The organism is Photobacterium gaetbulicola, assembly GCF_003025515.1.
In the GTDB taxonomy this organism is placed as follows: Bacteria; Pseudomonadota; Gammaproteobacteria; order Enterobacterales; family Vibrionaceae; genus Photobacterium; species Photobacterium gaetbulicola.
The window spans coordinates 119,489-145,901 of sequence record NZ_PYME01000015.1 but is presented as its reverse complement, the minus strand read 5'-3'; the positions used below and the strand labels follow the sequence as shown (position 1 = coordinate 145,901).

Annotated in this window: 21 protein-coding genes; 15 read left to right on the top strand and 6 right to left on the bottom strand. The window is 51.6% G+C overall.

What is annotated here, in order from left to right; genetic code table 11:
* Positions 1 to 175 precede the first annotated feature (175 nt).
* The 8 genes from sdhC (at position 176) to sucD (ending at position 9,730) form a co-directional block, all read left to right on the top strand.
* Complete coding sequence (gene sdhC, locus C9J03_RS14685) at positions 176 to 556, top strand: succinate dehydrogenase cytochrome b556 subunit (RefSeq protein WP_044622789.1); 381 nt, start codon at positions 176 to 178, stop codon at positions 554 to 556.
* Positions 550 to 897: a succinate dehydrogenase, hydrophobic membrane anchor protein gene (sdhD, locus tag C9J03_RS14680; protein WP_044622790.1), complete on the top strand. Its 348-nt coding sequence runs from the start codon at positions 550 to 552 to the stop codon at positions 895 to 897. The genes sdhC and sdhD overlap by 7 nt, the downstream gene beginning before the upstream one ends.
* Positions 898 to 2,664, top strand: coding sequence for a succinate dehydrogenase flavoprotein subunit (gene sdhA, locus C9J03_RS14675; RefSeq protein ID WP_044622791.1), 1,767 nt, complete (start codon positions 898 to 900; stop codon positions 2,662 to 2,664).
* Between the two features lie 15 nt (positions 2,665 to 2,679).
* Positions 2,680 to 3,393 (top strand): succinate dehydrogenase iron-sulfur subunit, encoded by a 714-nt coding sequence (locus C9J03_RS14670; protein WP_044622792.1) that lies wholly within the window; start codon positions 2,680 to 2,682, stop codon positions 3,391 to 3,393.
* A 109-nt stretch (positions 3,394 to 3,502) separates the two neighbouring features.
* Positions 3,503 to 6,313 carry a 2-oxoglutarate dehydrogenase E1 component gene (gene sucA / locus C9J03_RS14665; protein WP_044622793.1) on the top strand — a complete coding sequence of 937 codons (2,811 nt, stop codon included), beginning with the start codon at positions 3,503 to 3,505 and terminating at the stop codon, positions 6,311 to 6,313.
* A gap of 31 nt (positions 6,314 to 6,344) precedes the next feature.
* Entirely contained in the window at positions 6,345 to 7,562 is a 1,218-nt protein-coding gene (gene odhB / locus C9J03_RS14660) for a 2-oxoglutarate dehydrogenase complex dihydrolipoyllysine-residue succinyltransferase (RefSeq protein WP_044622794.1), read from the top strand.
* A gap of 129 nt (positions 7,563 to 7,691) precedes the next feature.
* On the top strand, positions 7,692 to 8,858 hold the full coding sequence (sucC, locus tag C9J03_RS14655; RefSeq protein ID WP_044622795.1) for an ADP-forming succinate--CoA ligase subunit beta: 1,167 nt from the start codon (positions 7,692 to 7,694) through the stop codon (positions 8,856 to 8,858).
* Positions 8,858 to 9,730, top strand: coding sequence for a succinate--CoA ligase subunit alpha (gene sucD / locus C9J03_RS14650; RefSeq protein WP_039463316.1), 873 nt, complete (start codon positions 8,858 to 8,860; stop codon positions 9,728 to 9,730). The genes sucC and sucD overlap by 1 nt, the downstream gene beginning before the upstream one ends.
* Before the next feature lie 241 nt (positions 9,731 to 9,971).
* Here the strand turns inward: sucD and znuB are convergent, their stop codons facing one another.
* A complete protein-coding gene (gene znuB / locus C9J03_RS14645; RefSeq protein WP_044622796.1) occupies positions 9,972 to 10,757 on the bottom strand; it encodes a zinc ABC transporter permease subunit ZnuB in 786 nt (261 codons plus the stop codon).
* Positions 10,750 to 11,535 carry a zinc ABC transporter ATP-binding protein ZnuC gene (gene znuC, locus C9J03_RS14640; RefSeq protein ID WP_044622797.1) on the bottom strand — a complete coding sequence of 262 codons (786 nt, stop codon included), beginning with the start codon at positions 11,533 to 11,535 and terminating at the stop codon, positions 10,750 to 10,752. The genes znuB and znuC overlap by 8 nt, the downstream gene beginning before the upstream one ends.
* A 93-nt stretch (positions 11,536 to 11,628) precedes the next feature.
* Between znuC and C9J03_RS14635 the strand changes: the two genes are divergently transcribed.
* The 5 genes from C9J03_RS14635 (at position 11,629) to C9J03_RS14615 (ending at position 19,963) form a co-directional block, all read left to right on the top strand.
* Complete coding sequence (locus C9J03_RS14635; RefSeq protein WP_044622798.1) at positions 11,629 to 12,816, top strand: zinc ABC transporter substrate-binding protein ZnuA; 1,188 nt, start codon at positions 11,629 to 11,631, stop codon at positions 12,814 to 12,816.
* Between the two features lie 190 nt (positions 12,817 to 13,006).
* Complete coding sequence (locus tag C9J03_RS14630; RefSeq protein ID WP_162845571.1) at positions 13,007 to 16,798, top strand: ATP-binding protein; 3,792 nt, start codon at positions 13,007 to 13,009, stop codon at positions 16,796 to 16,798.
* 416 nt (positions 16,799 to 17,214) lie between these two features.
* Positions 17,215 to 17,442: a FeoA family protein gene (locus C9J03_RS14625; protein WP_039463305.1), complete on the top strand. Its 228-nt coding sequence runs from the start codon at positions 17,215 to 17,217 to the stop codon at positions 17,440 to 17,442.
* The gene (gene feoB, locus C9J03_RS14620) at positions 17,442 to 19,721 is read left to right on the top strand and encodes a Fe(2+) transporter permease subunit FeoB (RefSeq protein ID WP_044622800.1); all 2,280 of its coding nucleotides are present in this window, start codon (positions 17,442 to 17,444) and stop codon (positions 19,719 to 19,721) included. The genes C9J03_RS14625 and feoB overlap by 1 nt, the downstream gene beginning before the upstream one ends.
* A complete protein-coding gene (locus C9J03_RS14615; RefSeq protein WP_039463300.1) occupies positions 19,718 to 19,963 on the top strand; it encodes a FeoC-like transcriptional regulator in 246 nt (81 codons plus the stop codon). The genes feoB and C9J03_RS14615 overlap by 4 nt, the downstream gene beginning before the upstream one ends.
* A gap of 53 nt (positions 19,964 to 20,016) precedes the next feature.
* On the opposite strand, the gene C9J03_RS14610 is transcribed toward C9J03_RS14615, so the two are convergent.
* On the bottom strand, positions 20,017 to 20,448 hold the full coding sequence (locus tag C9J03_RS14610; protein ID WP_039463299.1) for an HIT domain-containing protein: 432 nt from the start codon (positions 20,446 to 20,448) through the stop codon (positions 20,017 to 20,019).
* Between the two features lie 289 nt (positions 20,449 to 20,737).
* Between C9J03_RS14610 and C9J03_RS14605 the strand changes: the two genes are divergently transcribed.
* Positions 20,738 to 21,343 carry a DUF924 family protein gene (locus tag C9J03_RS14605; protein ID WP_044622801.1) on the top strand — a complete coding sequence of 202 codons (606 nt, stop codon included), beginning with the start codon at positions 20,738 to 20,740 and terminating at the stop codon, positions 21,341 to 21,343.
* A 59-nt stretch (positions 21,344 to 21,402) separates the two neighbouring features.
* On the opposite strand, the gene C9J03_RS14600 is transcribed toward C9J03_RS14605, so the two are convergent.
* Positions 21,403 to 22,422 (bottom strand): GGDEF domain-containing protein, encoded by a 1,020-nt coding sequence (locus C9J03_RS14600; RefSeq protein WP_044622802.1) that lies wholly within the window; start codon positions 22,420 to 22,422, stop codon positions 21,403 to 21,405.
* Between the two features lie 169 nt (positions 22,423 to 22,591).
* Positions 22,592 to 24,322, bottom strand: coding sequence for an arginine--tRNA ligase (gene argS, locus C9J03_RS14595; RefSeq protein WP_044622803.1), 1,731 nt, complete (start codon positions 24,320 to 24,322; stop codon positions 22,592 to 22,594).
* 423 nt (positions 24,323 to 24,745) lie between these two features.
* Between argS and C9J03_RS14585 the strand changes: the two genes are divergently transcribed.
* A complete protein-coding gene (locus C9J03_RS14585; protein WP_044622805.1) occupies positions 24,746 to 25,336 on the top strand; it encodes a VOC family protein in 591 nt (196 codons plus the stop codon).
* A gap of 151 nt (positions 25,337 to 25,487) precedes the next feature.
* Here the strand turns inward: C9J03_RS14585 and purU are convergent, their stop codons facing one another.
* Positions 25,488 to 26,321, bottom strand: coding sequence for a formyltetrahydrofolate deformylase (gene purU / locus C9J03_RS14580; protein ID WP_044622806.1), 834 nt, complete (start codon positions 26,319 to 26,321; stop codon positions 25,488 to 25,490).
* Between the last annotated feature and the right edge of the window lie 92 nt (positions 26,322 to 26,413).

Below are 26,413 nucleotides of genomic sequence, written 5' to 3'. Positions count from 1 at the left end.
AATGCCAAAGTTATCAATAATTAGAGTAAGTTAGGGAAGGCACTGTTTTACATTTGCATGTAGAACATAATTGCAACCTCGAGTTACAGTTATGTTAACGCGCGTGTTCGGCGTCAGTAGAAGCAGGGAGTGATAACAATAACATTGCTTCAATGGAGCTGAGTGGGCAATCACCGTGAAAGTAAATAAGCCAAGACCTGTCAACCTCGACCTACAGACGATTCGCTTTCCCCTTACTGCGATAGCGTCTATCTTGCATCGCGTCTCTGGCGTGATCACCTTTGTTGCTGTGGCTATCCTGCTATGGCTACTGGGCCTTTCCCTGTCATCCCCTGAAGGTTTTGCGAACGCTGCTGCGATCGTAGACAGCTTCTTCGTGAAACTGGTGCTGTGGGGCATTTTGACGGCGCTGTTCTACCACATTGTGGTGGGGATCCGTCATTTGCTAATGGATATGGGATATTTTGAAGAAATGGAAACCGGGATCAAAAGTGCCAAAGTGAGCTTTGTCATTGTCGGTGTTCTGTCTCTGCTTGCAGGAGGCCTGGTATGGTAAATAATGTCTCAACAGTCGGCCGTAATGGAATTCATGACTTTATCCTGATCCGTGCTACCGCCATCATTCTTACGCTTTACACCCTTTATATGGTGGGCTTCTTTGCCTTTGGCCCGGAACTGACCTTCGAAACCTGGACGGCTTTTTTTGGCCAGCTCAGTACTAAGGTCTTCACGATGTTGGCACTGCTGTCGATCCTCATTCATGCCTGGATTGGCTTGTGGCAAGTGCTGACCGACTACATCAAGCCTGCCGCACTTCGAGCGGGTATCCAATTTGGTGTTGTTGCGGTTCTTTTTGTTTACCTGTTTTCAGGCTTCTTTATTGTGTGGGGTGCGTAAGTGAGCATTGCAGTTCGTGAATTTGATGCGGTAGTGATTGGTGCAGGCGGTGCAGGTATGCGTGCGGCACTACAAATTTCTGAGCAGGGTCTAAAGTGTGCGCTGCTCTCCAAAGTTTTTCCAACTCGTTCCCACACGGTGTCGGCACAGGGCGGGATCACCGTTGCACTGGGTAACTCTCACCCAGATAACTGGCAGTGGCACATGTACGACACCGTAAAGGGGTCTGATTATATCGGTGACCAAGATGCCATCGAGTATATGTGTAAAAATGGCCCTAAATCAGTGATTGAACTGGAGAAGATGGGCTTGCCGTTTTCGCGTTTCGATAACGGGACTATCTATCAGCGCCCGTTCGGCGGCCAGTCGAAAGAGTTCGGTGGCGAACAGGCGGCGCGTACCGCGGCGGCGGCAGACCGTACCGGTCATGCCTTGCTGCATACGCTTTACCAGCAAAACGTGAAGCACAAAACCACGATTTTCTCCGAGTGGTATGCGCTGGACTTGGTGAAGAACCAGGATGGTGCGATCTTGGGGTGTACCGCGCTTTGCATGGAAACCGGTGAGATCTGCTATTTCAAAGCGAAAGCGACCATCCTTGCCACCGGTGGTGCCGGCCGCATTTACGCGTCCACCACCAATGCCCACATCAATACTGGGGACGGTGTGGGGATGGCACTGCGTGCCGGTGTACCGATGCAGGATATGGAAATGTGGCAGTTCCACCCAACCGGTATTGCCGGTGCCGGGGTACTGGTAACCGAAGGCTGTCGTGGTGAAGGGGGCTACCTGCTTAACAAAGACGGTGAGCGCTTTATGGAGCGCTATGCGCCCAATGCCAAAGACTTGGCAGGCCGTGACGTCGTTGCCCGTTCTATGATGGTTGAGATCCGTGAGGGCCGCGGCTGTGACGGTCCATGGGGGCCGCATATCAAGCTGAAGATGGATCATCTGGGTAAGGATGTGCTCGAGTCACGTCTGCCGGGTATCTGTGAATTGTCCCGTACCTTTGCCCATGTTGATCCGGTCAAAGAGCCAATCCCGGTTATTCCGACTTGTCACTATATGATGGGCGGTGTACCGACGCAGGTATCTGGCCAGGCTATCAAGCAGACTTCTGCGGGGGCTGACGTTGAAGTACAGGGCTTGTTTGCCTGTGGTGAGATTGCCTCGGTGTCTGTCCACGGTGCTAACCGCCTTGGCGGTAACTCACTGCTTGACTTAGTGGTATTCGGCCGTGCGACCGGCCTGCACTTGGGCGAAACTCTGCTGGCGCAAGCTGAAGCGCGCCCAGCAACCGATTCAGATATCGAAGCGTCTTTGGCTCGTGTGAACCGTTGGAACAACACCCAGAAAGGCGAAGACCCGGTTGAGATCCGTAAAGATCTGCAAACTTGTATGCAGAATAACTTCTCGGTATTCCGTGAAGGCGAAGCAATGGCCACTGGGTTGGAAGAGCTCAAAGTGATCCGTGAGCGCCTCAAAGATGCCCGCCTTGACGACACCTCGACAGAATTCAATACCCAGCGTATTGAATGTCTGGAGCTAGAGAACTTGATGGAAACGGCCTATGCCACGGCGGTGGCGGCAAACTACCGTACCGAAAGCCGCGGTGCCCATGCCCGTTTCGACTTCCCTGAGCGCGATGATGAACAATGGCTATGTCACTCGATCTACAACCCTGAGACCGAAGAGATGTCCAAGCGTGATGTCAACATGACACCAATTCATCGTGAGGCATTTCCGCCGAAAGCGCGTACATACTAAGGGGAGGATAGAACCATGAAACTGAATTTCTCGATTTACCGCTACAACCCTGATGTAGACAACGCGCCGCACATGAAGGGCTACACCCTAGAGGTGCCCGAAGGCTCCGACATGATGGTGCTCGATGCGCTTATTTTGCTGAAAGAACAAGATCCGACCTTGGCGTTCCGCCGCTCCTGCCGTGAAGGGGTCTGTGGCTCCGACGGTATCAATATGAACGGTAAGAATGGCCTGGCCTGTATCACGCCGCTCTCGGCTTTGACCGATCAGAGCACCATAGTGATCCGCCCGCTGCCGGGCCTGCCGGTGATCCGTGACTTGATTATCGATATGGAGCAGTTCTACACCAACTACGCCAAAGTGAAGCCTTTCCTGATTGATGAGGGTGCTCAACCACCAGCGCGCGAGAACCTGCAGCTGCCGGAGGAGCGAGCTCACCTTGATGGATTGTATGAATGCATTATGTGCGCCTGTTGTTCAACCTCTTGTCCGTCATTCTGGTGGAACCCGGATAAATTCATCGGACCTGCTGGCCTGCTAGCGGCTTACCGCTGGCTAATTGACAGCCGCGACACAGCAACAGACGAACGTTTATCCGATCTGGACGACGCTTTTAGCGTTTTTCGTTGCCATGGCATCATGAACTGTGTAAATGTTTGTCCTAAAGGGTTAAATCCGACGAAAGCAATTGGACACATTAAGTCGATGTTGTTAAAACGTGCGGTATAAATAATAGAATTATCGATATGCTGGCTTCATGATTCGCTCTCTGGAGTCAGCCTCAATTCCGGTGAGCAAGACCGGGAAAATGGCGATAACTAGTGGTTAAGGGAAAACAATGCAGAACGGCGTTATGAAGGCTTGGCTTGAGTCTTCACACCTGGCTGGCGCCAATGCAACTTATGTAGAGGAACTCTACGAGTTGTATCTTAGCGACCCAGAATTAGTAGATGAAGAGTGGCGTCACGTGTTCAGTGATTTGCCTGTCGTGAATGAGACGGTTGTCGAACAGCCTCATTCGCGTGTTCGCGACTATTTCCGGCGTCTAGCGAAGGAAACAACCCATCTAAGTGCGACCGTCAGCGATCCAGATGTTGATGCTAAGCAGGTTAAGGTATTGCAGTTGATTAACGCATACCGTTTCCGCGGGCACCAGCATGCAAACTTAGATCCGTTGGGGCTATGGCAGCAGGAGCGGGTATCCGATCTCGATCCTGAGTTCCATAACCTGACCGTCGATGACTTCAACGAGACATTCAATGTCGGCTCTTTTGCCATCGGGCAGGAGACCATGAAGTTGTCAGAACTTTACGATGCGCTGAAAAAGACCTATTGCGGTTCCATCGGTGCAGAATACATGCATATCACCAATACAGACGAAAAGCGTTGGCTTCAGCAGCGCCTTGAGTCTGTGGTTGGGCGCGGCACTTTCACCCAGGAAGAAAAACTGACCTTTTTGGATGAGCTTACCGCTGCGGAAGGGCTTGAACGCTACCTGGGCGCGAAATTTCCGGGTGCCAAGCGCTTCTCGCTGGAAGGGGGGGATGCTCTTATCCCGATGGTCAAAGAGCTGATCCGCTATGCCGGTACCAATGGTGCCCGTGAAGTGGTTGTTGGCATGGCTCACCGTGGCCGACTCAATATGCTGGTCAACGTGCTGGGTAAAAAACCGCAGGACTTGTTCGATGAGTTTGCCGGTAAGCATGATGAAACCTGGGGCACAGGTGATGTGAAATATCACCAGGGGTTCTCGGCCGATTTTGCGACGCCGGGTGGTGATGTGCACCTCGTGTTGGCATTTAACCCTTCCCACCTTGAGATCGTCAACCCGGTTGTAGTCGGTTCGGTACGGGCCAGACAAGACCGTTTAGGCGATAGAGATGGCTCGCAGGTTTTACCGATCACCATCCACGGGGACTCGGCAATTGCCGGCCAGGGTGTAGTTGCGGAAACATTCAATATGTCCCAGTCGCGTGGTTACCAGGTAGGGGGAACGGTGCGTATCGTGGTGAATAACCAGATCGGCTTTACGACCTCTAACCCGCATGATACCCGCTCGACCCAGTACTGTACCGATATCGCCAAAATGGTACAGGCACCGATTTTCCATGTTAACGCCGACGATCCAGAAGCGGTGGCCTTCGTCACCCGTATTGCCCTGGATTTCCGCAATACCTTCAAGCGCGATGTAGTGATTGATTTGGTCTGCTACCGCCGCCATGGTCACAATGAAGCGGATGAGCCCAATGCGACTCAGCCGTTGATGTACCAGAAGATTAAGAAGCACCCAACCCCGCGTAAGATCTATGCCGATGCATTGACCGACGAAGGGACGGTTGATCTGGAAACCGCGACGTCACTGATCAACGAGTACCGCGATGCACTTGACCGCGGCGAGTGTGTGGTCAAAGAGTGGCGCCCGATGAAACTTCACTCGGTTGACTGGGAACCGTATATCGGTCATGACTGGACGGTGGACTGGGCAAGCCAGGTTGACTTCGGTCGTCTGCAAGAGCTGGCTCATCGAGTTTGTCAGTTCCCTGACAGCCACAAGCTCCAGAGCCGTGTCCAGAAGCTATATAACGACCGTATGTCGATGGCAGAAGGTGAAAAAGCGGTTGACTGGGGGATGGCGGAAACCTTGGCGTATGCCACCTTGGTTGATGAAGGTAAGCGTATCCGTATAACCGGTCAGGATTCTGGTCGTGGTACCTTCTTCCACCGTCATTCGGTCCTGCATAACCAGGGCGATGCGAGTACGTATATCCCGCTGGCTAATATCCATGACAAACAAGGCCCGTTCCAGGTCTTCGACTCGGTGCTGTCTGAAGAGGCGGTGCTGGCTTTTGAATACGGTTATGCTACGGCTGAACCTAGCGGCCTGACTATTTGGGAAGCCCAGTTTGGCGATTTTGCCAACGGTGCCCAGGTGGTGATTGACCAGTTTATCAGTTCGGGTGAGCAAAAGTGGGGCCGGATGTGTGGTCTGACCATGTTGTTGCCACACGGCTACGAAGGGCAGGGGCCCGAGCATTCGTCGGCTCGTCTCGAGCGTTACCTGCAGCTATGTGCTGAACAGAACATGCAGGTAGTGATCCCATCGACGCCGGCACAGGTTTACCACATGCTGCGTCGTCAGGTGGTTCGCCCGATGCGTCGTCCGTTGGTGGTGATGTCGCCGAAGTCGCTGCTGCGCCACCCGCTGTGTATCTCGAGCCTGGATGATTTGGCAAACGGAACGTTCCAGCCGGCAATCGGTGAGATTGACGATCTTGATCCGAAACAGGTCAAGCGCGTGGTGTTCTGTTCGGGCAAGGTGTATTTCGACCTGCTTGAGCAGCGCCGTAAGAACGAGCAGACCGATGTGGCGATCGTGCGTATCGAGCAGCTTTATCCGTTCCCGAAAGAAGACGTTGAAGCTGCCCTGGCGGACTATCAACATGTTACTGATTTTATTTGGTGTCAGGAAGAACCTCAGAACCAAGGTGCTTGGTACTCTAGCCAGCACAACTTCCGTTCTGCGCTTCCGGCCGGCGCCCAGCTTGAATATGCAGGCCGTCCGGCTTCAGCATCACCGGCTGTTGGCTACATGTCGGTTCACCTGAAACAGCAAAAAGCGTTGATCGAAGACGCATTGACCATAGATTAATAAGAACTGGAACAAAAAGGACAAAACCGATATGACGATCGAAATTCTGGTTCCCGATTTACCTGAATCAGTTGCAGACGCAACAGTAGCAACTTGGCACAAGCAGCCGGGTGATGCTGTAACCCGTGATGAAGTTCTGGTTGATATCGAAACAGACAAAGTGGTGTTGGAAGTACCGGCACCGGAAGATGGTATTCTTGAAGCAATTCTTGAAGATGAGGGCACGACAGTACTGACCAAGCAACTGATCGGCAAGATCAAAGCCGGTGCGGTGGCTGGTGAGCCGACCCAGGATGTCCCTGCAGAAGCGGAGTCGTCGCCGAACAAGCGCAACACTGCGGCTTTGGGTGATGAGACCAGTGAAGCCTTGAGCCCTGCAGTTCGCCGCCTGTTGGCCGAGCACAGCATCAATGCCGCGGACGTGAAGGGCACGGGTGTGGGCGGTCGTATCACCCGTGAAGATGTCGAAGCATTCGTCAAAGAAGGCAAGCAGGTAGCGGCACCGGCCACCCCAGAGGTTGAGGCGAAAGCGGAAGCACCGATTGCCCACCGTAGCGAGAAGCGTGTGCCGATGACCCGTCTGCGCAAGCGTGTCGCGGAGCGTCTGCTGGAAGCGAAGAACAGCACGGCGATGCTGACGACGTTCAACGAAGTCAACATGAAGCCAATCATGGATCTGCGCAAGCAGTACAAAGACATTTTTGAAGAACGCCACGGCATTCGTCTGGGCTTTATGTCTTTCTATGTGAAAGCCGTGGTGGAAGCGCTCAAGCGCTACCCTGAGGTGAATGCCTCGATTGACGGTGACGACATTGTTTACCACAACTTCTTTGACGTCAGCATCGCGGTCTCAACGCCGCGCGGTTTGGTGACGCCGGTCCTGCGTGACTGCGACAAGCTGAGCCTGGCGGAAATCGAGAAAGGTATTCGCGACCTGGCCATCAAGGGGCGTGACGGCAAGCTGACAGTGGATGAGCTGACAGGCGGTAACTTCACCATCACTAACGGTGGTGTATTCGGCTCATTGATGTCGACACCAATTATCAACCCACCACAGTCGGCTATTTTGGGAATGCATAAGATCCAAGATCGTCCGATGGCGGTGGATGGCAAGGTGGAAATCCTGCCGATGATGTACCTGGCACTGTCCTACGATCACCGCCTGGTTGATGGTCGTGAGTCGGTTGGCTACCTGGTTACTATCAAAGAGTTACTTGAAGATCCAACACGTCTGCTTCTAGACGTGTAACCCTGCAGGCAGGCCAGTGAGGCTCGACAGTTGGCCTGCCACTTTTGCAGTTACAATCGAAGAAGTACCAAAGAGTACTTTACATGGATATAACGATTCCCCAAGGGATATGAAAACGGATAGAACATCATGAATTTGCATGAATATCAGGCGAAACAGCTGTTCGCCGAGTACGGTCTGCCAGTTCCAGAAGGTTACGCTTGCGACACACCACAGGAAGCTGCTGAAGCAGCAAGCAAAATTGGTGGTGATAAATGGGTTGTGAAATGTCAGGTCCATGCCGGTGGCCGCGGTAAAGCGGGTGGTGTTGAACTGCACGACACCAAAGATGGTATCAAGGGTTTTGCCCAGAAGTGGTTGGGTAAGAATCTGGTAACGTATCAGACTGATGCAAATGGCCAGCCGGTGACAAAAATTCTGGTTGAAGAAGCCTCGAATATCGCTAACGAACTGTACCTAGGTGCGGTAGTTGACCGTGGCACACGTCGTATCGTGTTCATGGCGTCGACCGAAGGCGGTGTGGAAATCGAAAAAGTGGCTGAGGAAACCCCGGAGCTTATCCACAAAGCAGCGATTGACCCGCTTGTTGGCCCGCAGCCGTACCAGGGACGCGAGTTGGCATTCAAACTGGGTCTGAAAGGCGACCAAATCAAGCAATTCACCAAGATTTTCCTGGGGCTCGGCAACATGTTTGCCGACTATGATCTGGCCCTGCTGGAAATCAACCCGTTGGTGATCACCGGTGATGACAGCCTGCTGTGTCTGGACGGTAAGATCAATATTGACTCCAATGCCCTATACCGCCAACCTAAGCTGCGTGAAATGCACGACCCTTCACAGGAAGATGAGCGTGAAGCACATGCGGCACAGTGGGAGCTGAACTATGTAGCACTTGATGGCAATATCGGCTGTATGGTTAACGGCGCTGGCCTAGCGATGGGTACCATGGATATCGTTAACCTGCACGGCGGTCAGCCAGCCAACTTCCTTGACGTAGGCGGCGGTGCAACCAAAGAGCGTGTGACCGAAGCATTCAAAATCATCCTTTCCGACACCAATGTCAAAGCGGTGTTGGTTAACATCTTCGGTGGTATTGTCCGCTGTGACCTGATTGCCGAAGGCATTATCGGTGCAGTCGAAGAAGTCGGTGTTGAAGTACCGGTAGTGGTTCGCCTTGAAGGTAACAATGCGGTGCTGGGGGCGGAAACCCTGGCGAAGAGTGGTTTGAACATCATTGCTGCGACTTCCCTAACTGAAGCAGCGGAAAAAGTTGTTGCTGCAGCGGAGGGTAAATAATGTCTGTGCTAATTAACAAAGATACCAAGGTGATCTGTCAGGGTTTTACTGGCGGTCAAGGTACATTCCACTCAGAGCAAGCCATTGAGTACGGAACACAGATGGTCGGTGGTGTTTCTCCGGGTAAAGGCGGCACTACGCACCTTGGTCTGCCTGTATTTAATACCGTGCGTGAAGCCGTTGAAGCCACTGGCGCAACGGCAACTGTGATCTATGTACCGGCACCATTCTGCAAGGATGCGATCCTTGAAGCGATTGATGCGGGTATCGAGCTGATTGTCACCATCACTGAAGGTATTCCGACGCTGGATATGCTGGATGTGAAAGTACGCCTTGATGAAGCTGGTGTGCGTATGATTGGTCCAAACTGCCCGGGGGTGATCACGCCGGACGAGTGTAAGATCGGGATCATGCCGGGCCACATCCACAGAGCGGGCAAAGTCGGTATCGTATCTCGCTCGGGTACGCTGACTTATGAAGCGGTGAAGCAAACCACAGATGAAGGCTTCGGCCAGTCAACTTGTGTCGGTATCGGTGGTGACCCAATTCCAGGGTCGAACTTTATCGATGTGCTTGAGCTGTTCGAAAACGATCCGGCGACCGAGGCGATTGTGATGATCGGTGAGATCGGCGGTACGGCCGAAGAAGAAGCGGCGGCATACATCAAGCAAAATGTCAGCAAGCCGGTGGTTTCATACATTGCGGGTGTGACGGCACCTCCAGGCAAGCGCATGGGCCACGCTGGTGCGATTATTTCTGGCGGTAAAGGTACGGCCGAAGATAAGTTCCAGGCGCTGGAAGCTGCGGGTGTGAAAACCGTGAAGAGCCTTGCCGATATTGGTAAAGCACTGCGCGAAGTCACTGGTTGGTAATTACCTCCAAGCTCTAATGAAACCCGCCACCTGGCGGGTTTTTTATTGGCAGATTTCTGCACTGGTTGGCAAAGTAAATGCTTAAGGGAGGTATGCGATGCAGGTAAAGAGCACCTGTAATAGCCGGTATCGAAGCTTGTTTAACTAAAGGGCTTGTTCAAATGGATGTTCTATGGAGAGGATATTGGAACAGCAGCCCGAGATTGGGCTGCTGTATCATTGATTTGGCGCTGGGATACAATCAGGCTTCGCTGCGCTTGAACTGACTGAGTAGGAACAGGCCTGCTGCCGCAACGACTACCGATGGGCCTGCCGGAGTATCGTAATGCCAGGACATGGCCAGGCCGAATATGACGGCAATAACTCCCAAGCCTGACGCCAATGCTGCCATCATCTCCGGGCTGCGTGAGAACCTACGCGCTGTTGCAGCAGGGATGATCAGCAGGGATGTGATGATCAGGGCACCGACAAACTTCATCGCAACCGCAATCACCATACCGACCATCAGCATCAGCAGCAGCCGCATGAGATCAACATTCACGCCCTCAACTTGCGCCAACTCTTCGTTGATGGTCATCGAAAGCAGCGGGCGCCATAGGGTGATCAATAGGGTCATAACGACGGCACCGCCACCGTAGATCCAAAGCAAGTCAGCAGGGGTAACAGCCAGTAAATCGCCAAACAGATACGACATCAAGTCAATGCGGACGTGATCGAGGAAGCTTACCGCGACCAAGCCTAGCGACAGGGCACTGTGGGCAAGGATCCCCAGCAGGGTGTCGGTCGCCACATATTTCTGCTTCTGCAGGCTGACCAAGATAACCGCAAGGGCCAAGCAGCAAATAAGCAGTGCAAGGTTGAGATTGATATTGAACAGAAAACCAAGCGCAATGCCCAACAGGGAAGCATGGGACAGCGTATCACCGAAATAGGCCATCTTGCGCCATACGACAAAAGAGCCGAGTGGGCCAGCCAGGACGGCGATGCCGATACCCGCAATCAGTGCGGGAAGTAGTAAATCAAGCATTGTTGGTCTCGTGTTTTTCGTTATGTTGGTGCTCGTGCTGGCAAGGGCCGACGGGGTTGCCAGATAAATCATGCTCGTGGTTGTGGTGGTGCTGGTAAAGTGCCAATTGTTCGCATTGGTGGCGGCCGAACAGTGCCACATACGAGGGGTGGTGGGTGATCACTTCCGGCTCGCCCGAGCAGCAGATATGGTGGTGCAGGCAAATGACATGGTCGGTTTTTGCCATCACGAGGTGCAGGTCGTGCGATACCATCAAGATCGCGCAGTTAAGTTTGTCACGGAGTGACTGGATCAGGCTGTACAATTCCAGCTGACCGTTGACATCGACTCCCTGTACTGGCTCGTCAAGCACCAACAAATCAGGCTGTTGCAATAGGGCTCGGGCGAGCAGAACCCGCTGCATCTCGCCACCAGATAGCGAATGCATATTACTGTGGTGAAGGTGTTTGCCGCTGACTAACTCCAGCGCCTCAAGGCGCTGCGCCTCTTTGTAGCGGCCAGCCAAACGCATGAAACGGTCGACACTGAGTGGCAGTGTGCTGTTGAGTGCCAATTTTTGCGGTACATAGCCTATGCGAAGTCCTTTTTGGCGTATAACTTTCCCGACTGTTGGTTTGTTCAACCCCGTAATGACTTTGACAAGCGTCGACTTGCCGGCACCATTTGGGCCGATCAGGGTCGTGATCTGTCCCCGCTCCAGTTTGAGCGAAACTTGATCCAGTACGTGCCGTTCGGCGAAGGTGACTGTGACCGACTGTAATTCAACTAAGGAGGTCATATTTTTCTTTGCTTAGATATTTGCCAAAGTGAGATGTTATAATATAACATTCTTGGCAGTTGTTGTAATCAAGAATTATTCAGGGAACCTATTATGCGCCGTTTACTCCTCACTTGCAGCACTTTAGGGCTTTTAGCTGCGCCCTCATTGCATGCCGAAGAACTTAAGGTGGTTTCAACTGTTAAGCCAATTACCATGATCGTCCAGGAGTTGACCCAGGGAGTAACGTCGACGGAGACTCTTTTGCCGGCGGGGGCCTCACCGCATGATTATGCGCTGCGCCCATCCGATGCCAGAAAGCTCAATGAGGCAGATTTGGTGATTTGGGTCGGGCCTGAATTGGAACAGTTTCTGACTCGGATGCTTGAAGGTAAAGAAAATGTGCTGACATTGACGGCGCAAGACAGTATCAGCTTCCGCCACTATGGCGATGGCCATGAAGGGCATGCTCACGAGCAGCACGGACACGATGATCACGAAGGGCATGCTCACGAGCAGCACGGACACGATGATCACGAAGGGCATGCTCACGAGCAGCACGGACACGATGATCACGAAGGCCATGGTCACGAGCAGCACGGACACGATGATCACGAAGGCCATGGTCACGAGCAGCACGGACACGATGATCACGACGGCCATGGTCAGGAGCAGCACGGGCATGATGATCACGAAAGCCATGGTCAGGAGCAGCACGGGCACGATGATCATGAAGGCCATGCGCATGAGCAGCATGGACACGATGACCATCATGGCCACAGTCATGAGGGGGTTGACCCTCATCTTTGGTTAGGTCCTGAGCAGGCTATACAGGCGGCGCAGGTGATCACTACGAAATTGGCCGAAATTGCCCCGAGCCATAAAGAGAAATTTGAAGCTAACCTGGCTAACTTTACCACTGAAGTGAAAGCGGCAATGGCTTCTATCGAGCAGAGGCTGGCCCCGGTTTCTGATCGTGGCTACTTTGTCTTCCATGACGGCTACGGCTACTTTGAAGAACAGTTTGGCTTGAACAACCTTGGCCACTTCACGGTTGACCCCGATCGTCGTCCAGGAGCGAAAACACTAATATCAATTCGTAATGCACTCAAAGAGCAGCATGCCCACTGTGTATTTAGCGAACCACAGTTTTCACCTGCCGTGGTTGATAGCGTGATCCGGGGAACCGAGGTCAATATCGGCACTTTAGATCCAATGGGGACGGATATTGCCTACGGTGATGGTAGCTACGTTGAGTTTCTCAATCAATTGGGGCAAAGCTTCAGTCAGTGCCTGAGATAAAAGTTAAATCAACATATCAACGTGTTACACCATGATTTAGATAAAAAGGCGCACTCAGGTGCGTTTTTTTTATGCATCTTGCCTCAATTTATAAATGTCTGCTTATATTCAGTCTATCAATACTGCATAATGTGGGAGATTTTAAGGGCTAGGTATTTTTTGCGCTGTTATGGTCAGACGGTTTTTACTTGTGTTACTGCTATTGGGTATCGGTTTGACGAGCTCGGCGGCGGTATTTGCTTCAAGCTATATGTTTCGTCCAATGCCCGAGTTCAGCGGGCTGGGGACCTTGTCTGTCCGAAAAATCGTTAACGATACAAACAAAGGCTTGTGGCTGGTAGATAGCCGGGGACAGCTACTCTTCCATGACGGCGTTAACCTTAAGCCTGCGGTTGAAAGAACGGGTAGGCCCGTGACAGGTGTGACCGATGCTGCGATGGTTGGTAATACACTTTGGTTGGTTAAAGATAATCATGCCTATTCATATTCTCCACACTCAGCCAGTCTTGAAAGACGCAATATCAGCCAAATACCCGTGGAATCGGTGATTGCGAGGGGCGATGCAGCCTGGTTTGCCAATCGCCGGGGATTGTATCGGTTAACTGATACCGAGCCAGACGTTGAGTTTGTTCCTTTTCCCTATCCGATCAAGCTTGCTGGTTTGTATGTGACGGATAAGCATCTTTATGTTGCGACCCAGCAAGGTGTCTACCAATACCTGTCGCTCGATGAGCCACCCACTAAACTCTTGGCCGATCACCACATTACCGCTGTTGCTCAAGACCTGCATGGCGAACCATGGTTTGGTACTCACCAGGGAGTGATTAGAGGCAACAGCGGTGCTCTGACAATTCTTGGTGAGAATGGAAGCCAGCCCGCAGTACTGAGTTTGCAACCGACACCGCAGGGGGTGTGGGTGGGGACTACCATGGGGCTGTACCTGATGACGGATGCGGGGGAGATAAAGGCGCACTTTATGCCCTCTGACTATGATCGCTATGCTTTGCCTGACCGGCGGGTACAGGGGCTTCACCAGGATCCGCTGGGGAATTTATGGGTCTCGACGCCGAAAGGAGTAAGCCTGCTTCCGGCCGGCTCTCATTTATTCAGCCGGATCCGTTTGGGTGAGCGGTCAGGGCAGATCGATGCCAACTTTATTAGCGACGTCGTTTATGGTGGTGATGACCATTATTGGTTGGCAACGGATAATGGGGTATTCAAACTTTCCTCCGGGTTTGATGTTGTTGAGCACATTGAAAGCGTGGGGAGAGTAGAGCAATTGGTTCTGTCTGATGGCCAGCTTTGGATTTTGCAGGCAGACGGGATCACTCTGTATGATATTCGTCTGTCACGTATGGAGATCATAGAGATACCGGAAGACATCAAAGAGCAGCCACTAGAAAGAATTATGGTCGATCATTTTGGTTCGCTTTGGGTAGGATCCGAAGGTGGATTGTATCGTTATTGGCCTGAATTTAGGGAATGGATGTCCTTTGGTCGTCACTGGTTTACGGAGCCCGCCGGAGGAGAGCAGATCACCGGTATTGTTGAAGACAGCGAACACCAAGTGTGGGTGGGGACAACCTATGGTCTTTATCAATTCGATGCGGGGGGACTCCACCTTGTCCCCGATACGGCCAAGCAAGGGGGGATTGTTGATATTCTCGAAGATCGCATGGGGCAGTTATGGATCGCAACGAATTATACGCTACAGGTCTCTCAGACACTTAAGCCACTCAAATTGCAAGAGGTGAAACTCACCCCTGAGTTTGCACAGCCTTATTGTATTGCCAGGGGAAGTACTGGGATATGGCTTTCCTCCAGTAATGGGCTCTCGTATATCAGTTACTATGCCGACTTAAAGAGGCACCTTGGGTTTAATTCCGGCCTGCTTTCAGAGGATCTTGGCTCTCGGGCTTGCCTGCAAGACAATGGGCAGGCATTGGTGTTGGGTTTCCGGCAAGGATTGCTGCGGATTTCAGAGCGAGCCTTGTTTGATGAGTTTTCGGATGAACCGGAGTTGGTTCTGAGCGCGGTGTGGATTGACAATGATATTTGGCCGCTGGGGGATAGCTGGAGCCAGCTACGAAGACTGCCGTATGGGGCATCGATAGCCTTCAAATTGAAGGTATTGCCTTCACGATCAGCGCTGTACCAATACCGGCTGGTGGGTGAAAACAATCAGATCGGTGAGTGGAACATTGTTTCCCAGCCACTATTGCCTGTCGGTGTCTTATCGGCGGGCCGATATACGCTGGAAGTGCGCCGGGTTAGCCCTTCGGGCAACCATCCACTGGCCTTGAGTTATGACTTCAGGGTGCAATCTTCATGGCAAGTTTACCAGGCTCTATTTGGCATATTGGCCGTAACCGTGCTGGTCTTGATCTTGCTGTTCTTCTACTGGCGGAGCAAACTTTTCAAGGTGCAGGCACAGCAACTCAAGCAATCGGTGTATCAAAAAACAGCAAAAATTGAACTCCAGAAGAAACAGCTCAATGCCAGCAACGTGCATTTGCAACGTATTTTGGATGTAAGGCAGCATGTTATGGCGCAGCTATCCCACGAGCTAAGAACCCCTTTGCAGCTAACAATGGGGCTGCTGTCTGATCTTCGTCCACTTAGTCAGGCTCCGGCTAAGGTTGATATTGCCGAAAGGAATGTCGCTCATGCTCTGCATGTTGCGGAGCAGATATTATCTCGTGACGTTTTTGCCTTGATGGAGCCAGAAAAAGCTTGTGAGCAGCTGGTAAGTCCTATCATCCAAGCGTGCTGTATGAGCTGGCAAGTTGAAGCCGAGAGGAAGCAGATTGCGCTCTGCCTCGAGGATCAGACGGGTGCCGATACATCAATTTGCCTGGCGCCTTATCATCTTGAGATCATGCTCGGCAACTTGTTGTCCAATGCGCTGAAGTATACAGACAACAAGGGGGGGATCACGGTTAGTGTCAAAGAGCGGGAGCAGCAGCTGATCATTTCGGTCAGTGATACAGGCCAGGGAATGACGGATCAGACCAAAGCACACTTGTTCGATAGTTACTACCAAGAAGAGCCTCAGTTTTCCCCTGAAGCCGGATTTGGCTTGGGGTTAAGCACCGTCAAGCAACTGGTCGAGCGTTACCACGGTATGATTTCTGTGATCAGCTACCAGGGGGTGGGGAGTGAATTTATCATTCGGTTACCGTTGTCCGTTTCCAGGTCTGGAGATGATCACGTTAGCCCTGTGCCCCAGGATACAATGGAGCAATATCCGTGGCTAATGGTGATTGGCGAGCACACCCTTGCCGAAACGGAGTGGGCTAAGCTGCTCTCCGAGCACTACCATGTCACCTATACCCGGGGCGATTACGAAGATTTGATTTTGCTCGATGACCCGCTGCCTGACGTGGTGGTTATTGACCATCAGGTGCTGTTACCAAGTGATGAGCAGTTGCTCAAGGCTTTGAGTGAGCATTTTTTTTGCGGCAATGGCCCGGTGTTTGTTTTACTCAGTAACTCTGCACGGCTTGACGTCCAGTACCTGAGAAACGTCAGTTGGGCTGATTTGGTGTTGAACGAGCCATTGCAGGGACAGCCAATGCAAGTGGAGATCGAAAAGTTGCTGGATGCTCGGCGTGCCGAAGCCGTGAAAAGTACGGAGGCTGCTGAGCATCGTGGAAAGGTGTGGCAGGAAAGTGTCCATTCGCTGGTTTCCGAGCACTTCCATTCCTCTGACTTTGGTACTTCAGCGGCTGCCAAGGCCCTTTATATGTCGGAACGTACATTCCAGCGGCATTTCAAACAAGCGTTCGGCCTGTCGTTTAAAGACTATGTCACTCAGTTTCGTTTTGAGCAGGCGGCAGTGATGCTTAAGCAGGGGGATAAGGTGTCAGATGTTGCGCTCGCCTGCGGATTCAAGGATCCCGCCTATTTTAGTGTCAGGTTTAAAGCCTATAGCGGGCAGACCCCAGCAGAATTTGCCTGCGGCCGAGTAAAGCAAGATTAAATGGCCGTGACATGATTGAGCCCACGGCCATAGAATGCTCACCAAAGTGACTCCCTCGCCAGCCGCCGCTCGTTGCGGCTGCCTGTGTACGTTTAGCTAGGCCTGCGACCATTCCGGTGGCGCCACCCCTCTGGCGGTCAATCCTTCCTCTATTGCTGTTAGTGTAGGTATAACAGCCGGATGTGCTGAATCAAGTCTGTAAACTCATGTTTAGTAAATATTTTCATGTTGCTGAATTAACTGTATATGCTGTTTTTTAGTCGGAGGGATTGAAAATTGTGCCGCGTGTCAATATTGCAAACAATGAATGCAAAAATGAGGGTGATTTATTGATTTAAAACAACATTGAATGTGTTTCAATCTGTAACATTGTAAGCATTAATGCTAATTATTCTTATTTAGGGTAGCGATTTAGAATGAAACTGTCAGAAATGTCATGCGGGGCTGAGGGAAGGGTTGCCAGTTTAGCTGGCTTGCCAGCAGCTACCCGCAAAAAGCTTATGGTGATGGGAATGCTGCCGAATACACCTGTGAGTGTTATTCGCGTGGCACCTCTCGGTGATCCTTTGCAGGTGCGGGTGCGAGGTGTGGACATCGCATTGCGTAAGCAGCTAGCCGCAAGTATTGATGTAGAGGTGAACTGATGCAGTATAACATTCTGACAGTAGGTAACCCGAACAGCGGTAAGACGACCTTGTTCAATGGCCTGACCGGGGCCAAGCAGCAGGTGGGTAACTGGGCCGGTGTCACGGTCGAGAAGAAGACTGGCCGCTACGAGTGCGCGGGAGACAGCTTTGCGCTGACCGATCTTCCTGGGATCTATAATCTTGATAGTGCCAATGATGTCAACAGCTTGGATGAAGCCATTGCCTCACGTGCGATCTTGACCATGCCGGCTGATGTGATCATCAATGTGGTGGATGCATCATGCCTTGAGCGCAGCCTGTATATGACACTACAGCTTCGCGAATTGGGTCGCCCAATGGTTGTTGTACTGAACAAGATGGATGTGCTTGAGCGCCAGCGCCAAAAGCTAGATATCAAAGGGCTGGAAAAAGCCCTGGGGTGTCCGGTGATGAGCCTGTCGGCAAACAACCTTAAGCAAGTCGCAGAATTTAAAACCCAGCTACATAAGATGCTGGCTCAGGGTATTGCTGCCAATGAACTGGCCCTGGATTACGGTCCTCTGTTTGAGCAGGCTATTGCTGAGACAGAAGCCCACTTTAGCGAAGGTCAGCTAAACAGCCGCGCCCAAGCTATCAGGGCGCTTGAAAACGATACTTTGGTGATTAACCTGTTATCGGAAGAGCAAAAAAATCAGGTATGCAATATCCGTAATACCCTGATTGTTCAGGTGGATCCCGATATTCAGGTTGCCGATGTTCGCTATAGCTTCTTGCATCAACTATGCAGCAAGGTACGCCGACAGGAAGGCAAACTGAGCCGTAGCTTGAGCGACAAAATTGACAGCGTATTGCTCAATCGTGCGGTCGGTATTCCATTTTTCTTTGTTGTGATGTACCTGATGTTCATGTTCTCTATCAACATCGGTAGTGCCTTTATCGACTTCTTCGATATCAGTGTCGGTGCGATCCTGGTAGACGGCGGACATTACTTGCTCGATGATCACCTACCGGTATGGCTGGTAACCGTTATTGCTGACGGTATCGGCGGAGGTATCCAGACGGTGGCAACCTTCGTTCCGGTGATTGCTTGCTTGTACCTATTCCTGGCGATGTTGGAAAGTTCCGGTTACATGGCGCGTGCGGCTTTTGTGCTTGATAAAGTGATGCAGAAAGTCGGCTTGCCGGGCAAAGCGTTCGTCCCACTGGTGTTGGGCTTTGGCTGTAACGTGCCGGCCATCATGGCAACCCGTACGCTGGAGCAGGAGCGTGAGCGCAAGCTGGCTGCTGCGATGGCTCCGTTCATGTCTTGCGGGGCGCGCCTTCCGGTCTACGCCCTGTTTGCCGCCGCTTTTTTCCCTGAGAATGGCCAGAACGTGGTATTTGCACTTTACCTCTTGGGCATTGCCGCTGCGGTACTGACTGGTCTGGTATTGCGTCATACCATCTATCCGGGCAGCAGCGATAGCTTCATCATGGAGATGCCTGATTATGAAATGCCAACGATGCGTAACGTCGGGATCAAAACTTGGCAGAAACTGAAAAAATTCGTACTGGGTGCCGGTAAGACTATCGTTGTGGTAGTGGCTATTCTGAGCTTTTTCAACTCGCTGGGTACCGATGGCTCATTTGGTAACGAAGATACGCCGAACTCGGTATTGGCTAAGACGGCCCAGGTGGTGACACCGGTACTTGCTCCAATTGGTATCAAAGAAGACAATTGGCCGGCGACCGTGGGGATCCTAACGGGGATTTTTGCTAAAGAAGCGGTAGTGGGTACCTTGAATAACCTGTATGCACCCGCTGCGGGTGAAGAAGAAGCCGAGTACGACCTGATGGGGAGCCTTGGGGAAGCGGTATCCAGTATTGGCGCTAACCTGGCTGATTTGAGCTATTCCGATCCGCTGGGTATCACTGTTGGTGAGCTTGAAGATAAGGCTGCGGCTGCCGAGGAGCAGGACGTGGATGCATCTATCTTTGGTAATATCCAGGCTCATTTTGTGAGCTCTGCGGCGGCTATGGCATATTTGATCTTTATCCTGCTCTATACGCCATGTGCGGCAGCAATGGGGGCTTATGTGCGTGAGTTCGGCCAGAAGTACTCGTTGTTTATTGCAGGTTATACCATGCTGCTGGCATACACTTTCGCGACGTATTATTACCAGATCGTTCACTTCGCGGATCACCCGGCGACGAGTATGCTTTGGATTGGGGTGTTCACCGCAATCAATGCCGGCCTGTTCATTACTTTCAAGCGTAAAGGGCAGCAGATGCAAGCAGAGGAGCTCGTCACACTATGATCCTGCAGCAGCTGAAACAGTATATTGAGCAACACGGGCGCGCCAGCCGCAAGGCATTGGCAATGCGGTTCGGTCTGTCGGAAGACGGGGTCGAGGCTATGCTGGATGTGTGGATCCGCAAAGGCAAGTTGGGCAAGGAGCTGGTCGGCTGCGACAGTGATGGATGTTGTCAGAGTGCCAAAGAGATCTGGTATCGTCCCCTCAAATCTGATGAGCTAGCTGTCACCGTCATGCGTGGCTAGGCAGCGGCATGAAATAAAAAGGCAACCTCCGGGTTGCCTTTTTTAATGCGTTGTTACTCTGCTGCACTAAAGCCATCGATATGGCTTAGCTCGGCCCTGAGCTCTTCTGCGAGGGCTTGCTGCACCGATTCGCTACGCTGCGTTCCGTCGGTGTTGCCCCATACCGGTCCCGGCCATGCGACATCATCCTTGAAGCGGGCAATGTGGTGGACATGCAACTGCGGGACAAGGTTGCCCAAGGCTCCCACATTGATTTTGTCGGCCTGGTAGTCGTTTTCTAGTAAGGCCGCGACAGCACTGGACTCTTTCATCAGCTGCATCTGATCAGGTTCAGGCAAGTGATGGATTTCACGGAGTTCGGCCTTACGGGGAACTAAAATAAGCCAAGGACCCAGGGCTTCTTTGGATAACAATACCTGACACAGGGGAAGGTTGCCGATCACCGTGGTATCTGCTGCCAGTCTCGGATGAAGTGAAAAATGCATGGGATTATTCCTTATTTGTATTGTGCAGCTCACATGCTGGGATATTTGCCAACAGCCAAAAATTTGCTTTGGGGTAGGATATACCCAAGTAACCTTGAGGTAGCTTGGGCGTATAGGTATCAGGAGCGGCACTGATGACTGTAAGATAGTGTGAATATAAAGCAGCCGCAATGCTTTCTGCTAAGGCAGGCAGTTTTTTTATGCGTAGGCGAGCAGGTTCTCGGGAAGTTGGATTGGGTTTGGCCGCTGTGTAGCGGTATCGTGACGAAGTGCTTGGAGGGAATGATACATGGTGGCTCAATATCAAGAGGTGCTGGACTTTTGGTTTGGCGAGATCGGTGAAGAGGTGACGGCCACCGATCGCAATCAGCTGTGGTTTCGTGGCGGGGAAGAAACAGATCAACTTATCGCAGAGCGCTTTCGTCACCTCGTGAGCCAGGCTGGGCGGGGTGAGCTCAGCCGATGGACAGAGGAGCCAAGGGGAACGCTTGCGCTGATCATATTGCTCGATCAGTTTACCCGCAATATTTATCGTGGATTAAGCGCGGCGTTTCGTTATGATTCGCTGGCCTTAGCCTTGTGCAAGCGTGGCTTGGCGAATAATCAAGATTTGGAGTTAACTCCAATCGAACGTGTCTTTTTCTATCTTCCCCTTGAGCACTCAGAAGCTTTCGAGGATCAGGAAGAATCGGTTTTTCGCTTTGATCGGTTGCTGCAGGCGGTGACACCGGCTCATACCAGTATATTTGAGGGGTTCTACCAGTATGCGGTCAGCCACCATGAGGTGATTAAGCGTTTTGGTCGCTTCCCTCATCGCAATGCTGCCTTTGGTCGCCTGTCGACCCAGGAAGAGCTGGAATGGCTAAACAAAGGTGGACAACGATTTGGTCAGTAGCTAGGTGCGGGCAGGGCGGTCAGTCGGAGGACTGACCGGAGGTGCCGGCCCTTGTGAGATCAGGAAATTGGCAGGACACGGTTTCGACCGAGTTGCTTAGCTTGCTTGAGGAAATGATCGGCCCGTTCGATGAGTGCCATACAGTGTTCTCTTTCCTCTGAGCTGCTAATTCCAAACGAGGCGGTGACCGAGTTGATTCGCTGCCCGGACTTCTTATCGAGTACGGAAATCTTTTCAATAGCTTTTCGCATGGTTTCGGCTTGCTGGCGAGCAGAGGGCAGTGACTTATGCGGAAGTAAAATGGCAAACTCCTCTCCGCCGAAGCGGTAGGCTTTGGCATAATCGCGGCAGCATTCGTTGAGTCTTTTGGCCACCATCTTCAGGACCTGATCCCCCATGAGGTGGCCGAATTCATCGTTGAAGTATTTGAAGTGGTCAATATCCAGCAGTACTAGGCTGATAGGGATCTGGTTCTCGAGATAGCTTTGAATATCCTGATCAAAGGCCCGGCGGTTGTAGAGTCCGGTCAGGGCGTCTTCGTTGGCTTGTTGCTGGCTCTTGTTCAGTGCAGCCCGCAATGCTTGGATCTCCTGTTGCGCTGAATCAAGCTGGCCTTTGAACAGCCCGGTTGACTGGCGCATCTGCTGTGATTCGCGGAGCAGTTCGCGCACCAGGGCGACGGTCTCTTCCAGTGAGATCCCTTCTTTGCCTACTTGCTCAAGCCGCCCGAACGTGCTCTCCAGCGCATCGTGAAAATTATTGGTATCTGATAGGGTGTCGGCCATGCTATGGGACAACTCCTGCATCATAGCGGTAAGGCTTAGCTTGAGTTGTTTGACGTCGTTGTCCGTCTGCTTGGCGAGGTGGTCTTGGTATAGGCTTTCACACAGCGTCGGGGTGCAATGTCCAATGGACTCAATACCGCTGTCCAGCGCCATATTAAGCTGAGGATTCTGCTGAGAGCTATAGGTATACCACAGGGCATAGTTGGTTGGGGTGGTGGGTACCTTATGCTTAATCATCAGGGGAACGGCTTGCTTCAAAATCTCCGTTGATTTCGCAAAGCTATCGTTGTTCATACCTAATATCCATTCTTACGGGTCATCTTCAGTCAATTGCTATGAATGCTTATTTATGGTCGTGATGGTTCGGGTGGTTTTTATTGCCATAGATAATAAAATAGCCTTCTAAGGATACCCTAGAAGGCTATGAATTATTAGGAATTTATTGCTTTATGCCGGCGTTTTTTTACATACGCTCAAGGGTTTCGATACCCAGAAGATCCAAACCTTGTTTGATGGTCTTCGCTGTCAGTAGTGCCAGTTTCAGGCGGCTCTGCTTAACGTCTTCTTCAGCATTTAGGATTGGGCAGGCTTCGTAGAAGCTTGAGAAGTTACCAGCCAGCTCGAACAGGTATGAACACATCACGTGAGGATGGCCTTCACGGGCAACGGTTTGTACCGCTTCTTCGAACTGCAGCAGCTTAGAAAGAAGTACCTGCTCTTTCTCTTCGTTGATCACCACTGGGTGAGTCAGATCGGTAAGCTCAACACCGGCACGCTTGAAGATTGAAGCAACACGGGTGTAGGCGTACTGCATGTATGGTGCCGTGTTGCCTTCAAAGGCCAGCATGTTGTCCCAGTCGAAGATGTAGTCAGTAGTACGGTGCTTAGAAAGATCCGCATACTTAACGGCTGCCATTGCCACTGTGTTAGCGATATTCGCTTTCTCAGCTGCATCTAGCTCTGGGTTCTTCTCTTCGATCAGTTTCGATGCACGCTCTTCAGCTTCATCAAGAAGATCGGCCAGGCGAACAGTACCACCGGCACGGGTTTTGAACGGACGCCCATCTTTGCCCAGCATCATACCGAAGGCGTGGTGCTCTAGGCTCACTTCCTCTGGCACGTAGCCTGCTTTGCGAACGATAGTCCAAGCTTGCATCAGATGCTGGTGCTGGCGAGAGTCGATGAAGTAAAGTACGCGGTCGGCACCAAGTTGCTCGTAACGGTATTTTGCACAAGCGATATCAGTGGTGGTGTATAGGAAACCGCCGTCGCGCTTCTGGATGATAACACCCATAGGCTCGCCGTCTTTGTTCTTGTATTCGTCTAGGAACACAACCTGCGCGCCGTCATCTTCCACCGCCAGACCTTTTTCTTTCAGGTCAGCAACGATGCCTGGTAGCATGTCGTTATACATGCTTTCACCCATCACATCTTTGTCTGTCAAAGAGACGTTCAGACGGTCGTAGTTATGTTGGTTCTGCTCCAGGGTAATTTTGACAAGTGTCTGCCATTTTGACTTGCAGTACTCGTCACCACTTTGAAGACGTACAACATAGTTACGCGCAGTCTTTGCAAACTCTTCATCTTCGTCGTACAGCTTTTTGGACTCGCGGTAGAAGCCTTCAATGTCACTCAGATCCATTGAAATATCACCACCCTGTGCTTCATGGCGCTCAAGGTTGGCGATTAGCATACCGAACTGGGTACCCCAGTCACCAAGGTGGTTGGCACGGATCACTTTATGGCCCAGGTGTTCAAGGGTACGCACTACGGCATCACCGATGATGGTTGAGCGCAGGTGGCCGACGTGCATTTCTTTGGCTACGTTCGGGGCAGAGTAATCAACCACGATGGTTTTTTGCTCTTCTTTCGCAACACCCAGACGCGCATCTTTCAGTGCATTTTCCGCTTGCTCGGCAAGCCAAGTTTTGCTTAGGAAGATGTTGATAAAGCCTGGACCGGCGATTTCCACTTTTTCAGCGATACCGTCAAGGTCTAGCTGCTCGATAACTTTTTGTGCGAACTCGCGAGGGTTAGTACCCAGTTTTTTGGCTACGCCCATAACACCGTTGGCTTGGTAGTCACCAAATTGTACTTTGGCAGACTGGCGAACTGCGGCAGGGCTGCCGGCAGGTGCGCCTGCGGCTTCTAGCGCCTGAGAGACTTTGTCATTAATGAGTGCTTGAATGTTCACACGCTTATCCTTTAAATCGTTTGTAACGCCAAATGAAATGCATATTGGCGAGGCAAAAACGGCACCGTATTCAAGGGATATGACCGTCAAAAATAATCACGATCATTGGCCTATAAAGATAGCACCAAGTGATAATTTTATAACGTGAGTATTTTTGACGGGGCCGCCTCAGAAGTGGGTAGAGGGGAAACATCTTGAATACGCTGGTTGCATTGCCCTAATAATACCCACAAATTTAGGTGCTTTGGCAAGCCGTAAAGGCAATAGATTGCGATTTTTTTTAAATAACCATAACAGGGTGAAAATTATGCAGGAGTCTAGCAAGCACAAGGGCTTTGCCGATGCGAATAGGGCTGTTGTCAAGTCGAAAACTATGGATAATTATGCGTTCAAACGCTCAGCGTAAATAATCGGAGAAAAGAGATGTACAAGCTAGAACAAAAGGGCCTGTTACCCGAGCAAATGTTGGCCGTTTTACCCGTGTTCATGGCGAAAATTGAGCGCCTTGCCGACCTGTTGGGCTTGGCACTTGCCGATTACCAGGCTGATCACATTGCCTTGCGGGTCAATGATTGGGAAACGGCTGAACAATTGCACCAGGCCTGGCTGGCTTATGGCACAGAATGGTCGACCAACGAAATCAATGGCCGCCCGATTGTGGTGATAGGTTTTGACCAGCCGCTAAGCTGTGGCCCATGGCAGATTGAAGCGTTGGAATTACCTTACCCGGGCGACAAAGCCTACCCGCAAGAAGGGTGGGAGCATGTCGAGTTTGTGATCCCGTCACCAGCAGCCGATACCGAGGCACTAAAAATAACCCTTGATGAGGCATTCCCGCAGCTGGCAGGGCAGTGGGATGAATTGGCAGGCAAGGGCATCAAGGTCAAAGCCAGCAGCCCATCGGGCGAAAAAGAGCGTCTGTCGAACCCGACTTATGCCTTCAAGCATGATGGGGTATGTATCAAGCTGCACCCGCATTCGTTGAAGGCGGTAATTGAAAGTGAAGGGGAGTAAGCGTACTCCTAGATTCCTGCATTTAGCAGGGTAAAATTTCAAAAACGCATGAAGACATCCCTGTCGCTCCGACCCGCCATCCTTGGCGGGTAGGTTTTGAAATCTCAACCTTGCTAAATACTGTTGGTAGGTAAGGTATGTGGCGTGGTGATTACAAAATTACCGTCCGGTTCCCATAGACAAATACCCGGTCATCGATGACCAAGCCCAGCGCTTTGCTCAGCACCGACTTTTCAACATCTTTCCCCGCTCGCGCCATGTCCTCGGCGCTGAAATTATGGTCAACAGGAATCACGTTCTGGGTAATGATCGGGCCCTCATCAAGATCGTTGGTAACAAAGTGGGCGGTGGCACCGATGATTTTCACTCCGCGCTCGAATGCTTGCAGGTAAGGCTTGGCACCAATAAACGCAGGCAGGAAGCTATGGTGGATATTGATGATTTTATGGGGGAACTGAGCAACGAAATTGGGGGTGAGGATCCGCATATACTTAGCCAGCACCACGTAATCCGGCGCGTATTGCTGTACAGCGTCGAGCAGCAGCGCCTCATGCTCGTCGCGGCTCAGTCCCTCATGGCTGACATGGTGGAAAGGGATGTCAAACTTGCTGGCGAGATCGGCCAGATGATCATAGTTGCCAACAATGGCGGCAATCTCGATATCCAGGGTACCGTCAAAGGTCTTGACAAGGATATCCCCCAAGCAATGGGCCTCTTTGGTCACCATGATCACAATACGCTTGCGGTCCGAGCCAATGAGGCGGCGATGACTCCCTTCGGGGAGCGCCCGATCCAAGTCGTACAGGAAGGTTTCGTCATTGAAATAACCCTCTAACTCGGTGCGCATGAAGAACTGGTTGTGCGAGTGATCGACAAACTCATTGTTGTGGACAATATTGAGTTGGTGCTTATAGCAGATGTTGGTGATTTTACTGATCAGACCCATTGCATCCGGGCAGTCGGTCAGCAGGGTTTTCTTTTCCATGGTGCTCTTCCTTGAACTACTAATTTATCAAATTCAGTTTCATAGTATTTACCTTGGATCGCTTTCGGGGTCAAAGGCTAAATTTTCGCTGC